The organism is Methylomonas sp. MK1 (assembly GCF_000365425.1).
Taxonomy (GTDB): Bacteria; Pseudomonadota; Gammaproteobacteria; order Methylococcales; family Methylomonadaceae; genus Methylomonas.
Map to the genome: position 1 here is coordinate 378,123 of NZ_AQOV01000002.1, position 16,404 is coordinate 394,526.

General features: G+C 51.3%; 11 protein-coding genes. 7 read left to right on the top strand and 4 right to left on the bottom strand.

Annotated features, from left to right (window positions below; translation table 11 throughout):
- Positions 1–3 precede the first annotated feature (3 nt).
- Entirely contained in the window at positions 4–1,098 is a 1,095-nt protein-coding gene (locus G006_RS0118570) for an acyltransferase family protein (protein ID WP_020484731.1), read from the bottom strand.
- A 217-nt stretch (positions 1,099–1,315) separates the two neighbouring features.
- Between G006_RS0118570 and gcvT the strand changes: the two genes are divergently transcribed.
- From gcvT to G006_RS27235, 5 genes are all read left to right on the top strand, one after another.
- A complete protein-coding gene (gcvT, locus tag G006_RS0118575) occupies positions 1,316–2,407 on the top strand; it encodes a glycine cleavage system aminomethyltransferase GcvT (protein WP_200860473.1) in 1,092 nt (363 codons plus the stop codon).
- Between the two features lie 4 nt (positions 2,408–2,411).
- Positions 2,412–5,321, top strand: a complete 2,910-nt coding sequence (gcvP, locus tag G006_RS0118580; RefSeq protein WP_026147161.1) for an aminomethyl-transferring glycine dehydrogenase — start codon at positions 2,412–2,414, stop codon at positions 5,319–5,321.
- A gap of 8 nt (positions 5,322–5,329) precedes the next feature.
- Entirely contained in the window at positions 5,330–6,712 is a 1,383-nt protein-coding gene (locus tag G006_RS0118585) for a 3'-5' exonuclease family protein (protein WP_020484734.1), read from the top strand.
- 139 nt (positions 6,713–6,851) lie between these two features.
- Positions 6,852–7,385 (top strand): hypothetical protein, encoded by a 534-nt coding sequence (locus tag G006_RS0118590; RefSeq protein WP_020484735.1) that lies wholly within the window; start codon positions 6,852–6,854, stop codon positions 7,383–7,385.
- Positions 7,386–7,829: 444 nt separating this feature from the next.
- Positions 7,830–9,722, top strand: a complete 1,893-nt coding sequence (locus G006_RS27235; RefSeq protein ID WP_020484736.1) for a diguanylate cyclase — start codon at positions 7,830–7,832, stop codon at positions 9,720–9,722.
- Positions 9,723–9,748: 26 nt separating this feature from the next.
- On the opposite strand, the gene G006_RS0118600 is transcribed toward G006_RS27235, so the two are convergent.
- The 3 genes from G006_RS0118600 to G006_RS0118610 form a co-directional block, all read right to left on the bottom strand.
- A complete protein-coding gene (locus tag G006_RS0118600; RefSeq protein WP_442785769.1) occupies positions 9,749–9,997 on the bottom strand; it encodes a phosphopantetheine-binding protein in 249 nt (82 codons plus the stop codon).
- A complete protein-coding gene (locus G006_RS0118605; RefSeq protein ID WP_020484738.1) occupies positions 9,987–10,781 on the bottom strand; it encodes a lysophospholipid acyltransferase family protein in 795 nt (264 codons plus the stop codon). Before G006_RS0118605 ends, G006_RS0118600 begins: the two co-directional genes overlap by 11 nt.
- A gap of 324 nt (positions 10,782–11,105) precedes the next feature.
- Positions 11,106–11,858, bottom strand: a complete 753-nt coding sequence (locus G006_RS0118610) for a hypothetical protein (protein WP_020484739.1) — start codon at positions 11,856–11,858, stop codon at positions 11,106–11,108.
- Positions 11,859–12,508: 650 nt separating this feature from the next.
- On the opposite strand from G006_RS0118610, the gene G006_RS0118615 reads away from it, so the two are divergent.
- The gene (locus G006_RS0118615; RefSeq protein ID WP_020484740.1) at positions 12,509–14,533 is read left to right on the top strand and encodes a cache domain-containing protein; all 2,025 of its coding nucleotides are present in this window, start codon (positions 12,509–12,511) and stop codon (positions 14,531–14,533) included.
- A 318-nt stretch (positions 14,534–14,851) separates the two neighbouring features.
- Positions 14,852–16,348, top strand: coding sequence for a nitrogenase cofactor biosynthesis protein NifB (gene nifB / locus G006_RS0118620; RefSeq protein WP_020484741.1), 1,497 nt, complete (start codon positions 14,852–14,854; stop codon positions 16,346–16,348).
- The last annotated feature ends 56 nt before the right edge of the window (positions 16,349–16,404 follow it).

Here is a 16,404-nt window from a genome sequence, read left to right on the forward strand (position 1 = left end):
GGGCTATTTATGTCGTCTTTGCAAGGAAAACGGCTTTTCTATCCAGCAAAATAATGCTGCGGAGGGTAATAAGGTAACCAGGAAAATCGGTGCTAAACCAATCCAGAATAGTAGTTCGCTATCGTGATGTGGGGGAAGTAATTTGGCAAATACCATGAAAATGGCTTTTAATGACAGGCCATGAATTAAATAATAAGAGTAACTCATGTTGCCCAGCCATCTAAGGTAGGGTAGGGTAAATAAATAGTTGGTAAATCCTGAAGTACAAAAACATTCCAGACAGAAAATAAAAAACAGCGTGAAAAGCAATAAATACTTTAATGAAATATTGATGTGGTAATAGCTGGTTATTGCAAATGATGTAATAGCTAATATTAAAGCCAATAAGCCTATGGGCGGAAAGTGTTTTAAATAACCGCTTTCGACAGATTCGTATAAAATTATTCCGGAAACAAACATTAATAAGCGAATTGGACCGCTATGATTGTAAAAATAGCCGAATAATATGAACGATGCCGATAAAAACAATAATACCCTGTATCTTCTTGGCCAAGAGCGCAGCTTAAGTGTCATTATTAGTAACGGAATCAACAGGTAGTAAAAAAACTCATAGCTCAATGACCAGGCGACAGTGATGATGGGAGTAATATGGAACAGACCGGGCATCAGCAAATAATTTTGCATCACGAAAACAAATCCGCTTTTCCAGTCGTGGGGGATTTTTGATTCGGATGGAAAAGCAAACGAAAGTGCTAGATAAATAATAAACACCACCGTAAAAGTTGGATAAATTCGCTGTATTCTGCGGTATAAGTATTTTTTGAATTCGGTAGGCTTTTTTATCAGCATGCCGTAAATCAAATAGCCGCTTAATACAAAAAACAAATCAACGCCGGTATTGCCTATGGTATGGATGTTTTTCGCGATTTCGTGAGTAATCGAATTTGTCAGCAACCACGGTTCTATTAATGTCACATAGTGAACCAGAAATACCAGAAACACTGCAAAACCGCGTATACCTTCCATCGAGCGAATGGCGTTATGGCCAACATGGGATATTTCGAAAGTATTACGGATCCAACTTGCGATAGTTATCATAGTGTTTGCTTAGCTCATTAAAGCAGGGTAGAGGGTAAAGGCGATTAAACTACACGCCAAGAAACGCAGCTGATTTACAAGTTGCCAAGGCCCGTTCGATACATTAAACGCACTTGGCTGAAATTTGAACGGGCAAATCAGCCGTTTGTAAATTTACTTGGTTGGAGATCCGGCCCGGCGCTAGACTAATGAAATCCCTAAACAGTATAGGATGGTCATGGTGACTAGTTCAAAGCAAACGCCCTTATACGATCTACACCTGCAACTTGGTGCCAAGATGACTACGTTTGCCGGCTACCAAATGCCAGTGCAATATAAAAACGGCATCATTCACGAGCATTTGCACTGCCGCAGTCAGGCCGGATTCTTCGATATTTCGCACATGGGCCAATGCCGGATAGTGGGCGAACACGCAGCAGACGCCTTAGAAAAGCTCACGCCCGGTGGCATCGTCGATTTAAAGCCGGGTGCGCAGAAATACACGGTATTGACCAATGCCGAGGGCGGTGTAGTCGACGACATTATCGTTACCCGCATTGAAGCGGGCTTATCCCTCATCGTCAATGCCGGCTGCAAGGACAAGGATTTTGCTTATCTGCGTAGCCAGTTACCGGTCAATTGCTTGTTCGAACCATCAAACGATTTAGCTTTATTTGCCATACAAGGACCGGGCGCAGCGGCGGTAATGGCTAAGTTTTCGACCGAGGCTGGCGGACTAAAATTTATGCAGGCTTGTGCCACCGACATTGCCGGGAGCGCATGCCATATTAGCCGTAGCGGGTACACCGGTGAAGATGGCTTCGAGATTTCTTTGCCGCAAGCCGACGCGGAACGAATCGCACGTTTGTTTTTGGCGGACGAGGCTGTCGAACCGATAGGTTTGGGCGCTCGCGATACTTTGCGGCTGGAAGCCGGGCTTTGTTTGTATGGCCATGAACTGAACGAAACGATCACGCCGATAGAGGCGGGCTTGCAATGGATATTCAAAAAAGGCTACAGCGATTTTCCCGGCGCTGAGAAAATTCTGGCGCAACGGCAAAACGCCGCAGAGCGAGTGCGTGTCGGTTTGCTGGTGGATGGTCGAATTCCGGTAAGGGATGGTTGTGAGATCGTTCATCAAGACCAGCAAATCGGCTATGCGACTAGCGGCAGTTTCTCGCCCAGTCTGAACCGGCCGGTAGCGATGGCGTTGCTGGATCGCCGGTTTGCCGGGCTCGGCACGACATTAACCGCAATGGTGCGGAACTCGCCGATTAGTGTCACGGTCACTTCGCTACCTTTTGTTCCCCATCGTTACCTAAGAAGATAAGCCCATGTCTGCAAAAAGCCCCCGTCTCGACCAACTGGAAATGCGCGGAAATTTTATTCAGCGCCATATCGGTCCCAATCCGCAGCAGACTCAGGAGATGCTGGCCGAGTTGGGTTTGCAGGATTTGGAAGATATTGTCGGTCAAGTCATTCCCGCCAATATTCTCAACCGCGAACCCTTAAAACTCACCGGCACCATCAGCGAACGCGCGGTGATCAAATACCTGCGCAAAATGCGCGAGCGTAACAAGGTACTGGTGTCAATGATAGGCATGGGCTACTACGACACCATCATGCCGGCCGTGATCAAGCGCAACGTGCTGGAAAACCCCGGCTGGTACACCGCCTACACCCCGTATCAAGCCGAAGTGGGGCAGGGCCGGCTGGAGGCTTTGCTGAATTTTCAACAAATGATCATCGATCTGACCGGCATGGAGATCGCCAACGCCTCGTTGTTGGACGAAGCGACAGCGGCTGCGGAAGCGATGACGATGTCGCGGCGCTTAGCCAAAAGCCAGTCCAACACCGTGTTGATCGACAAAGACTGCCATCCGCAAACCATCGCGGTGGTGCAGACCCGGGCCGGCTCCCTGGGCTATGAAGTAGTCGTCGCTGATCCCTTCGACAATCTGGCACAACACGATTTCTTTGCCTTGATTCTGCAATACCCAGGTTCCAGCGGCGAAATCCGCGATCTTAGCGAAGCAACCGCAATTGCTCACAGCAAACAAGCACTGGTGACGGTGGCCGCCGACTTGCTGAGTTTGGTGTTACTAAAACCGCCGGCTGTTTTCGATGCCGACATCGCCGTGGGCAGCGCTCAGCGTTTTGGTGTGCCTATGGGTTACGGCGGGCCGCATGCGGCTTTTTTTGCCACCCGCGACGACTTCAAGCGCTTGATGCCGGGCCGTTTGATCGGCGTATCCAAGGATAGTCACGGCCAGATCGCCTTGCGGATGGCCTTGCAGACCCGCGAGCAACATATCCGCCGCGACAAGGCTACTAGCAATATCTGTACTTCGCAGGTTCTGCTGGCGGTGATTGCCGGTTTTTATGCGGTCTATCACGGCGCGGACGGGCTGCGCCTAATCGCCAGCCGGGTGCATCGCTATGCGCAGATTCTGGCTGCGGGTTTGACGCAAAGCGGCCAGCAAGTGCAGAGCCAATGTTATTTCGACACCGTGGTGGTCAGGGTGCCGAATCGCGCCCGCCGCATCGCCGCGCAGGCAGCTGATGTGAACATCAATCTGCGGATTATCGACGCCGATACGCTGGGGATTTCCCTGGACGAAACCACCAACCGCGAGCATTTGCGCACCTTGTGGCAGGTGTTCGCTTCGCCCATCGCTGAATTGCCGGATATTGGCGCGCTGGATGCGACACTGAATGAATGCATCCCAGACGCACTGTTGCGCGACGATCCGATTCTGCAAAATCCGGTATTTAGCTTGTATCACTCGGAAACCGAGATGATGCGTTACATGCGTCGGTTGGCGCGGCGCGATATTGCTTTGGATAGGGCCATGATTCCGCTAGGTTCGTGTACGATGAAGCTCAACGCTGCCACAGAGATGCAGGCTATTTCGTTCTACGAATTTAATGCCATGCATCCTTTTGTGCCCCTGTATCAAGCGCAAGGCTATCAGCAATTGTTCGCGGAGCTGGAAGACATGCTCTGCGATTTGACTGGTTTCGACGCATTTTCCCTGCAACCCAATGCCGGCTCGCAAGGCGAATACACCGGTTTGCTGGTGATTCGCAAATATCACCAGGTTAACGGCCAGGGGCAGCGCACTATTTGCCTGATTCCGGCGTCCGCGCACGGCACCAATCCGGCCAGCGCCAGCTTGGCTGGCTTGACCGTGGTGGTGGTGGCTTGCGACGAACAAGGCAATGTCAGCGTCGATGACCTGCGCGCCAAAGCCCTGCAATATCAAGACACGCTGGCGGCGCTGATGATTACTTACCCGTCCACCCACGGCGTTTATGAACAAGCCTTCCGCGAGATCTGCGACATCGTCCATCAACACGGCGGCCAGGTGTATATGGATGGCGCCAATTTCAATGCCTTGGTGGGTCTCAGCCGGCCCGGCAAAATCGGTGCGGACGTCGCGCATTTGAATTTGCACAAAACCTTTTGCATTCCGCACGGCGGTGGTGGTCCCGGCGTCGGGCCGATAGGTGTCGGTGCACATCTGGCGCCGTACTTGCCGGATCATCCGCTGGTCGAAGGTGTCAACCCGGCCAAAGGCGAGCACGGCACGGTCGGCACTGTATCCGCCGCACCCTGGGGCTCGGCCAGCATTTTGACCATTTCCTGGGCATATATCGCCATGATGGGCGCCACCGGCTTACGCCGGGCTACCTTGGCGGCCATCATGAATGCCAATTACATCGCCCGCCGCCTGGCGCCGCATTATCCAATTCTGTACACCGATGCCAACGGCTGGGTGGCGCACGAGTGTATTATCGATTGCCATCAATTCCGCAAAACCGCCAATGTCACCGTAGAAGACATCGCCAAACGCTTAATCGATTACGGTTTCCACGCCCCGACCGTGTCGTTCCCGGTGGCTGATACCCTGATGATAGAACCCACCGAAAGCGAGAATCAAACCGAGATCGACCGCTTCTGCGCAGCTTTGATTGCGATTCGGCAGGAGATTAAAGAAATCGAAGACGGCTTGGCCGACAGCCATAACAATGTGCTGCACAATGCGCCGCATACCCATCGTTTGCTGTTGGAAGAATGGACGCTGCCGTATTCCCGGCAAAAAGCCTTCTTTCCAGATAGTCATCAGCACGACGACAAATACTGGCCGCCTGTCGGTCGCATCGATAATGTCTACGGCGACCGTAATGTGATGTGCAGTTGCCCGACCGATTGGGCTGAGCCGATGGAGCCAGCGTCCTGAACTCAAATATGCAAGCCCTGGCTTTTGTTGACCTGGAAACCACCGGCGCCTCAGCTACCAAAGACCGCATCACCGAAATCGGTATCGTTTTGGTTGATGAGGATGGCGTGCGCGAGTGGAACCAATTAGTAAATCCGCAAACCCGTATTCCGTTGTTCATCGAGCAATTGACCGGCATCAGCAACGAAATGGTCGCCGAGGCCCCCAGCTTTGCGCAAGTGGCCGGTGAAGTGGCGGAATTGCTGGAAGGCCGCTTATTCATCGCCCACAACGCCCGTTTCGATTACGGCTTTTTGAAGAACGAGTTCAGCCGGGTTGGCATGACTTTCCGCCCCCAAGTGTTGTGTACCGTCAAACTGTCGCGGGCTTTGTATCCGCATTTTCACCGGCATAACCTGGATAGCCTGATCGAACGGCATGGTTTGCAGGCCAAAGACCGGCACCGGGCCTTGGCCGACGCCCAATTGATTCATCAGTTTTGGACCCAAGCTTACGAACAATTTTCCGACGAAACCGTCGATGCTGCCGTGCAGCGTTTGGTGGGTCGTTCTAGTTTGCCGTCCAATATCGATCCCTTATTGATTCACGACTTGCCGGAAACGCCGGGCGTCTATTTGTTTTACGGTGAAAACGATCTGCCGTTGTACATTGGCAAAAGCGTGAATATTCGTAACCGGGTGTTAGCGCATTTCGGCGCTGATCATAAGAACAATAAGGAGATGAGCCTGGCCCAGCAACTGCGGCGCATCGACTGGATCGAAACCGCCGGCGAGTTGGGTGCTTTACTCACCGAGTCCAAGTTGATCAAGCAAATGATGCCGGTGCATAACCAGCGCTTGCGTCGGAAAAGCGCGTTGTGCGCCTGGCAATTGCAACAGCAGGGCGAACATTTACGCCCGGTTTTGACCTGGGCAGACAATCTGGATTTTGGGGCGCAGAACAATTTATACGGTTTGTATCACAGCCAGCGCGATGCGCAAAAAGCCTTGCGCAGCGTCGCCGAGCAGCACGGCCTGTGCCTGAGCGTATTGGGCCTGGAAAAAACCGCCGTCGGCCGGCCTTGCTTTGGCCACCAGATCAAAAAATGCCGCGGCGCCTGCGTCGGTTTGGAAGCGCCTTTGGCGCACGCGGCACGGCTGTTGATCGCCATGCAAAAACTCAAACTCACCGTTTGGCCGTATCCGGGCGCGATCGGCGTGCGCGAGGCAGGGGAACTGCACATCATCGACCGCTGGTGTTATTTGGGCTCGGCCAAAAACGAGGGGGAGATAGTGGCGATATTGCAGAGCGGGCGCCCGGCTTTTGATCGGGATACCTACATGTTGCTGAGTAAGTCCTTGAAAAAGGCGGAGGTTGTGGGGTTGTCGAGAACGTTGGAAATGGTTGGTTAACATGACCTTTGCGGCGATGTTGCGGGGGAAATGGATGTAGAGTTGCAATGCTCGAATGGCGGCTGGCGCTTCGCTTATCCTCCCTACGATCCTCAGCTTCAAACACCGGATTTATTTATAATTCGAATCAGGAGAATTTATGGCGGTATATCCGATGCTGGCGTCTATGATGGCCGGTACTAACATCCATTCATCGCATGTCTTTGAAACGCGCGTCATACCGTATCTGCTGGAGACTTGGCTAGACGACTACAGACGTTTCATTAAAGGCAGTGAAATTTTCGAGACTAATGTTGACGACTTTTCGTATTTGTTCGATGTGACGGTTGAACGATTGATCGCCGCATGGGGTGTTAGCAACGGTCGACATGCTGGTGCCCGCGACCGTTCTCGAATGGCCGGCCACCCTCTCAGTGATGGTCCAGATTATCACCGGGGCCACTCTATCCCGCATACCCTGGGTGGAACGACAGATATTAACTTGGTTCCGCAACTCGGCGCCGTCAATATCGGTCCTTTCCGGCAGCTGGAGAAACGCGCGGTAGCCACCCCCGGTTCCTTGTATTTTACCTATTGGATATACGGCGCGTCAGGCAGTCAGAGGCCGTTGTATGTTCAACAGGGTCTGTTAATCCCGGGGAGTTTTCCTGACATTAGAACTCATCCGAATTAGACGTTTATCTCGCTCCCACGCTCCGGCGTGGGAATGCATAACGTTTTCATCGGTTGCTCCAGGCCCGCGTTTATCCTTTGGATTGGGCGGGAGTTATTTCCGAATCTGTTACTACGGGGGAAATCTGTGACGAGACGTCGTCTTCCGGAATGGCGTATAGCGTTTGCTTATACGCCTTATGATGCGTTCGGCGGTTCTTGTCCGGATCGCCGCGAGGTAAGTGCTGGCTGGACCGTGCTTTGTGGGGTGGCGAAATGGTCTAGTCTAGGCGCCATAGCGTGCTTGCTAAGCGGTCATTCGCGTCAATGCCATGCCGATAGGGCTTGTCAGGCATTTGTCGCTAGCCAAAATCCAGTGTTTTTCAGTTCCGCTTCATCGGAATGCTGCTATTATCAATCTCACACGACAGACTGTTAACTTCACTGCTCGATTCCACACCAGCCGATGTCTGAAAACACCATCAAATACGCCCAACTTGTCGATCTTGCCAGTCTGCAAACGCTGATGGACGATTTGTACCGGGTGGTCGGCATACCAAACGCGATTATCGATACCGACGGCATCGTTATCACCAATGCCGGATGGCAAGATGCCTGCGTAAAATTTCATCGGGTCAACCACAACACATGCAGTAACTGCATAGAAAGCGATACGGCATTGGTTGAAAGCATGCTGAAGGGTGAGCGGTTTGCAATCTACAAATGTCTGAACGGGTTGGTGGATTCGGCCATGCCGATTATCGTCGAGGGCCAGCACGTCGCCAATATTTTTACCGGTCAATGTTTTATTGAGCCTCCCGATCTGGAGTTCTTCCGCCGTCAGGCCCGGCTTTATGGGTTCGAAGAAAATAGTTATCTGCAAAGCATCAGCAAGGTACCGGTCATTGCGAAGCAGCGGCTGGAAACCATCACCGAAATGTACGCGCAACTCGCGCAAGCTTTTGCCAAACACGGCGCGGATCGGTTGCAGCAAAAGCAGGCGGCTGCGGAATTGGCGGAGCTGAATAACGAATTGAATCGGCGCGTCGAGGAAAGAACCGAGCAACTGATTCAAAACAATCAGCAACTGCTGTTGGAAAAGCGGGCCTTGGCCGCCAGCGAAGCACGCTTATCGGCACTATTCAAACACATGAGTAGCGGCGTGGCGGTATACCGAGCCAGCGAGGACGGCCGGGATTTCATTATCATCGGTTTCAACAAAGCCGCCGAGCAAATCGAAAAAATCACCCGTAAAGAATTGATCGGTAAAAAACTTACCGAAATGTTTCCGGGGGTATTCGAATTCGGCTTATTCGAAGTCTTGCATCGAGTGGCCAAAACCGGAACGCCGGAGGCTTTTCCGCCGTCGTATTACCATGACGAGCGGATTCAGGGTTGGCGGGAAAATTATGTGTATAAATTGCCTGGCGGTGAAATCGTCTCGATTTACAACGATGTCACGGAGCGCAAGCTGGCGGAAAAGGCCTTGCATCTGACGCAGTTTTCGGTGGATAGAGCCACTGAATGTTTGTATTGGATAACCGCCGACGCTAGATTCCAATTTGTAAACAACACCGCCTGCCAAGTATTGGGTTATAGCCGGGAGGAGTTGTTGACATTTTCGGTAATGGATATCGACAAGGAGTTAACAGCAGAAAATTGGCCCGCGCATTGGCAGGAAGTCAAACAAAAAGGCGCGTTAAAAATGGAAGCCATTCATCGCTGTAAAGACGGCCGGGAAATTCCGGTGGAAGTGGCCGCGAATTATCTGGTCTTCGAAGGCCTGGAGTATAACTGCGCGTTCGTGCGCGACATCAGCGAGCGCAAAGCCCTGCAAGCGGAGTTGGAGCGCCAGGCGCGCATCGATTATCTGACCGGGATTGCCAATCGCCGTTATTTCATGGAGCAGGGCGAAGCGGAGTTGGCGCGCAGTGATCGTTACGGCAACCCGTTGTCGGTATTGATGCTGGACATCGACTATTTTAAAGCCGTCAACGACAACTACGGCCATGCGGCCGGCGATCAGGCCTTGCAAAAACTGGGCTGCATTTTGGTGGAAGTTTTGCGGGAAATCGACATTCCCGGCCGCATGGGCGGCGAAGAATTTGCGATCTTATTACCGGAAACCGGCTTGCTTAAAGCCCTTGAGGTGGCGGAGCGACTCCGAAGCGTGGTGGCCGGCAGCGTGATTCCGGTTGAATCGGGGTTTGAATTGCAATTTACCGTATCGATTGGCGTGGCTACCCTGACGGATAAAAACAGCAGTATCGGCGATTTACTGAATTTGGCTGATAAGGGTTTGTATCAAGCTAAACACAGCGGCCGGAATAAGGTCTGTAGTTTTTCGCTACAACATTAGAATTGCATCGACTCGTCAAAACCCTCTCAACTCCGCGCCGCTTCGATAAATTGCGCCAAGGCCGCCACAGAACCGAAGATTTTCACCACATCGTCGCGTTCGGCATCGATTTTTACCTGATAAGTTTTGCGAATCGCCAAGCCCAGTTCTAGCGCGTCTATGGAATCCAGGCCCAAGCCATCATTGAACAGCGCGGCATTGCTGTCTATATCCGCCACATCGACATCTTCCAGCGCCAGCGTGTCGATAATCAGGTGTTTTATTTCAGTTTCCATCTCGCTCATGGCGTTCTCGTTGTTGAGTAAAATAATCCTGTAAATACTGCGTTAAGCGCCGCACCGCTATCGAGCGCGGTTGCAGTTCCCGGAAAGGCTGTAATTCGACATCCTCGCCTACAATCATTTGCAAATGAAAACGCCGCTGCGGGATTTGGTACCAAGCTTGGGTTTTAGTGAGGGTACTGGGTTTGCAGGTCAGCGTTACCGGCGTGATTATACTATCGGCTTTTAAGGCAATGGCCGCCGCGCCGCGTTGAAATCGATAGGCCTGGCCTGGCACCGAGCGGGTGCCTTCCGGAAAAATGATCATGGTGCCGCCGTTTTGCAGCCAAGTGGCGCAATCATTGACCATCGTTTCAGAATCGGCGTTGCTGATATAGCCGGCATTCAAGATTGGGCCGCGCATCGCCGGGTTGTGCCACAGGCTGGCCTTGACGATGCAGTTGGCTTGTTTGATTCGGCTGATCAGAAATACCACATCCACCAAGGTCGGGTGGTTGGCGACAATCAGCTGGCGGGGACGGTTGAGTTTTTCCAGACCGATCACTTCATACGTCATCACGCCCAGCCTGTGCATCAGGCCTATAAACACATAAAAACTGATATGTACCGTGTATTGGGCGCGGCCGGCCTTTTGCGCTCGGTTGCCCGGCCATATTGCCAAGAGCGGAAACACCAGCAGCCACAGCATCACGCCGCCGATCCCGAAGCTGGTAAAGCTGATCGCAGTGGCCAGTAAACGCCAGCCGTAATCAAGTTTTTGAATTAGAGTTTGTGCCATCGCCAGCTGCGGTTCTGATCGCCGAACTGCAACATAGCTTGGTCGGCGGGCAGGAATTGGATTAGGGGCGGCAATTGTAGCGGTTACTGGCTATCGTGACGAGTTATCGACGATAAACCTAAAAATCAGTAGAGGCGTTTGCAAACCGTTCGTGGTCGACTTGCAAGGATTCAGTAAGTACAGCAAAGCAGGAGCAGTTGCTGAGCACATCACCACCCCGCCCATCCTTCGCCAGGCTCAGGGCGAACGGAATGTCGATATGCTCAACTGCGTATTACTATCAATCAAAGGGCTTGGAACTATGTTCCTGATGAAGTTCGGACTTTATATGCAGCCCGGTAGCGGACGGGAATCCTCTTTACTGAATTGCGGCAAGGTGGCGAAGGCTTCTTTCAGCTTTTCGTGCCACATCTTGCGGATTTTGCTCAGATACTCGTTGTCCTCCTGGAAACAATAGTATTCGTCCAGTATCAGTGTATCCCGATGATAGATCAACAGTTCCACCGGAGCGCCGACGCTGGCGTTGCTGCGCATGGTCGAATCCATCGAAATCAAACAGCAGCGGCCGGCTTCGTGCAGTGAGGTATCGATTTTTAAAAATCGGTCCAGCACCGGTTTGCCGTATTTATTTTCGCCGATTTGCAGATAAGGGGTCTGCCGGGACGTAGTGATGCAATTGCCTTCCGGGTAAATCAAATAAGCGCCGTGCGGTTCCTGGCCGATTTGCCCCGCCAAAATAAAAGTGGCGGACGGATTGAAGCTGCTTTGCCCTGCATCCACATGGCGGCGCTGTTTTTCGACGCTGATCCGTCCCAGATAGGCGGCCGCTTCCGACAGATAGTTGACCGTGTCCAGATTAACTTCGGTCTCTTCCTTCATATCGCGCTTCAACTGGTCGATCACGGCCTGCGTGGTGGCCAGATTGCCGGCGCTGAGCAGCACGATTTTCCGGTCAGATGCCGTACAAAATGGGTGCATTTTGCCGTAAATGCTGACGTTGTCGATGCCGGCATTGGTTCTGGAATCCGAAGTTAAGACCAATCCGTCCTTTAGGGATACAGCAATACAGTAAGTCATGTGCTCTGTGCCTGAATATAGGGATAGCCGAAGTGTACTAAAGATACAACGCAAAGGCCAAGGCAAGTCTTGCATTAACTTGTAGTTGATTATGTTCGCCGTTAGTGATCGGGTGTTTGCACCACAACGATGCAACACAGCCGGCTTTTGGGATCAGTTAGGTGCAAAATGAGTTGGTTTAACAGCTAGTCGAAATTCCGTGTTTGTCGCGTTAGGTGGGCTGTTTTCCGCCGATAAACTTGAATGGAGTCACAAAAATTTGCCAATTTGTTGCTCAATTAAGGTCTGAATAAACGCTTTTCAAGCGCCGGTTAAGACAAACTTCGTCGCTGATTTTTTCTGGAATAATCTATGCTTGTTTACCGCAATTGTCGAAATAAGATCATTAAAACAGTGGCTTAGTGGGGTTTTTGAGCTTGTCGACAAGCGTTGGGTGCACGCTGTCTTGTAAAAAGCGTTTTTTAATTTTAGTGAATGGGCTAGGTGTTGAGGTGTCTAGCCAGTATGAGGTTTGACAAGTTTTTAAAGGGAGGAGGATGAATGCCATTTTGTGGATTTCGTCGGGGTTTGTCGGTAGGTGAAGGTGAGCCGCAGACTAGCCTGACAGAATGGCTAATCCCCGATTTTCAATTGCTAGCGAGAGGAGTTTTATGAATGATTTTTTGCAGTCCCATTCGACAAAATTATTGGGATCAATGCCGGTGGTTAAAAGTTTTGAGGGGCGGTTAGCGTCTTTAAACGATTGGTGGGGCAAAATCACGCTGATAGGGAAAATAAATAGCCACAACGTGGCGACGACTATTTTGGACGATATGAGTCGTACCCAGCTTAAATTCGGCGAACTACAGAAACAATTGACCCATAATTTACTGGTCGAAAATGTGCAAAAACTGGTGCTGGATAACTCGTCGAAAGCGCAAGTGGCTATCGATTTGTTGATTCGTAACCTATTCGAGCGCACTGCAGATGTGGGTTTTCTGGCAACCGACGACGATATCAGAGTGTTTCTCGGTTCCGCGAATGTCAGCACCGAGCAAACGCAGTTTATCGAAAACAGGCTCCGTGAATATGTCAAAAAATACAGTGTTTACGACGAGATTATCGTCTTTGATACCCAAGGGAACGTAAAGGCCCATTTGGACAAAGCCAATCCCATATCCTATTCCAATGATCCTTTGTTGGCGGCAACGCTGAAGTCAGATCAGGATTATCTCGAAACCTTTCGCTATTCCGATTTACAAAGTGAGCGACGCCATTCTTTAATTTATTCCTGCAAAATTACCCAAACCGATGACAAGAGTTCGCCGGTGTTGGGCGTTTTATGTCTGTGCTTTCGCTTTGATGACGAAATGCATAGCATTTTCGATGGACTCTTGATGTCGGGTGATATTGGGGTTTTAGCGATTATTGATCGGGATGGACAGGTGATTGCCAGCAGCAACGAACACTTGCTGCCGCTCAATACCGGATTTAAAGGTGATGCGGGCTTGAGGATGCTGAATTATCGGCGTCAGGACTATATCGTGAATATGCGCAGCACCAACGGTTATCAGGGCTTTTATGGTCTGGGCTGGCGCGGCCAAATGATGACCGGGCTGGGTATGGCGTTCGTTCGCGAAGAAAGGCAGCTGTCCCGTAACAGCTATACCGAGATCATGCATCAGGCAAGTTCTTTTCCGCAGGAATTACGGGAAATCCATCAGGCTTCTTCCGATATCAATACCGACCTTGGTTTGCTGGTGTTAAACGGACAGATTGCATCGGCCCGTAAAAATGCCACCGAATTCATGCCGGTGCTGGAAGCCATCAGACAAATTGGCTCTGATATTACCGCCATATTTAACGCGTCGGTTAAGAGCCTGCAGGAAGTGACGGTGATGTCCTCGCATCTAAATAATGCTGGATTTTTGGCGTCCTTGGCGGTCGATATCATGGATCGAAATTTATACGAGCGGGCTAACGATTGTCGCTGGTGGGCGCTCACCTCAGCCTTTAGGCGGGGCTTGACGAATGCTGAGCTTAGTTTCACCGAAGCCCGCCAAATCAGCGAAATCCTGCAATATATCAACGCACTTTATACGGTGTACACCAATCTTTATCTGTATGACAGCCAAGGTCGAATTCTGGCAGTCTCCTCGCCCCAGTATCAGATGTTAGTCGGCGTCAAGTTAGACGAGTCAACCGGTGCGACCGAGGCTTTAAAGCACAGCGATTCCCAGCATTACACGGTATCGGCGTTTGATAAAACGCATCTCTACGGCAATCGGCATACTTACATCTATAACGCCGCAATTACCGATCTGGAGGACCCGCGTAAAGTGTTGGGTGGCATAGGCATTGTGTTCGATAGCGAACCGCAGTTTGAATCGATGCTGAACGATGTTTTGCCTCGCGATAAACAAGGTAAGGTATTGGCTGGCTGTTTTGGCGTGTTTGCGCAGAGAAACAAAACGATTATTGCCGTCGCCAATAATCCCGCGCTCAAAGTTGGAGACACCTTGGACGTTGATGCGGCATTTTTAGGATTGAAAACCGGTCATCGTAGTTCGGAAGTGATACAGCTAAATGGTACGAGTTACATCTTTGGTGTCGCTGTCTCCAAGGGATACCGCGAGTACAAAGTGCAGGATGGTTATCGTAACGATGTAATTGCCATGGTGTTTATCCCTTTTTGATTACAGCGGCATCCCCCAACCCACCGGCTGACGCCGGTGTCGCTCGATGGACCAAATAACTTGTTCGGGTTAAATCCGCAAATAGGCGGCGTGGTCAGTGTTAAGGTTGGAACAGCCCGGTTAAGCGCGGTCGCTTTGTGCAACTCCTTACAATCGTTCGGCTGAGAATGTGTCTTTACAAACATTAGGCAGCCTTTTTTGCGGCTGCCTAGATGTTATCCTTAATTATTTTCATATTAATCAATAGCTTAAAATGATTTCATAACTGGCATGGCCTGTGCTTTCTCACTGCATAACCAATCAAGTGAGGTGAAGAATATGGAACTGCCAGTAATAAACGAAACTCCAGCAGCCAGCGCAGGCGGCTGCTCCTCCCATTCTTGCGGTACAAGTGATGATCAACTCGGTCATTTATCCGACGAGATTCGCTCCAAAGTAGAAAACCATCCTTGTTACTCGGAAGACGCCCACCACTATTTCGCCCGTATGCATGTGGCGGTAGCGCCGGCTTGTAACATTCAATGCCACTATTGCAATCGCAAATACGATTGTTCTAACGAGTCACGTCCCGGTGTGGTTTCTGAATTGTTGACGCCCGATCAAGCCGTGAAAAAAACCATGGCGGTGGCTGCCAATATTCCGCAAATGACGGTACTGGGTATCGCCGGCCCCGGTGACCCATTGGCTAACCCAGAAAGAACTTTCGAAACCTTCCGCCGTTTGAGTGCCGAAGCGCCGGACATCAAACTCTGCGTATCCACCAACGGTCTGGCCTTGCCCGAATCGGTCGAAGAACTGGCCAAGCACAACATCGATCACGTCACGATCACGATCAACTGTGTCGATCCGGAAATCGGTGCGCAAATTTATCCCTGGATTTTCTGGGAAAACAAACGCATCAAAGGCGTGAAAGGCGCGAAGATTTTGATCGAGCAGCAACAAAAAGGCCTGGAAATGCTGACTGCCAGAGGTATTTTGGTCAAAGTCAACTCGGTGATGATTCCCGGTGTCAACGATAAGCATTTGGCGGAAGTCAGCAAAATCGTCAAAGCCAAAGGTGCTTTCCTGCACAACGTGATGCCGCTGATTGCCGAAGCCGAACACGGCACCTTTTACGGCGTGATGGGCCAACGCGGCCCGACGCAGGACGAGTTGATGGATCTGCAAGACTCTTGCTCCGGCGACATGAACATGATGCGTCACTGTCGGCAATGCCGGGCCGATGCGGTCGGTCTGCTGGGCGAAGACCGCGGCGACGAGTTCACGATGGACAAAATCGAGGCGATGGAAATCGATTACCAATCGGCGATGGAAAAACGCAAGGTCATTCACGAAGCGATTGCCGAGGAAATGCATAGCAAGCGCGCTGCCAAGGTCGAAAAAGCCGCCAGCCACGCTGACGAGCCCAAGCTGAATACCCGTCCGGTGTTGATGGCTATCGCGACCAGCGGTCAAGGCGTGATCAATATGCACTTCGGGCATGCGAAAGAGTTCCTAATCTATGAAGCATCGCCAAACGGCGTGCGTTTCATGAGTCATCGTAAAACCGATCTTTATTGCGGCGGCGATGATACCTGCGGCGACGGCGAGAGCGTATTGCAACAAACCATTCGTTCTCTGGCCGGCTGTGAAGCGGTGTTGTGCTCGAAAATCGGTTACGAGCCCTGGGACTTATTGGAAAAAGCCGGCATCGTGCCAAACGGCGAGCATGCGATGGAGCCTATCGAAGAAGCCGTGATGGCGGTTTACAAGGAAATGGCTGCCGCCGGCAAGCTGGATGAGGCTGCGCCGCAAGAAGAGCGGGCGACGGCATAGCCCAATATTTCCTCTCTGGCCGGAGAGGGTAGGGCGAGGTGAATCAAAAAAGCTTT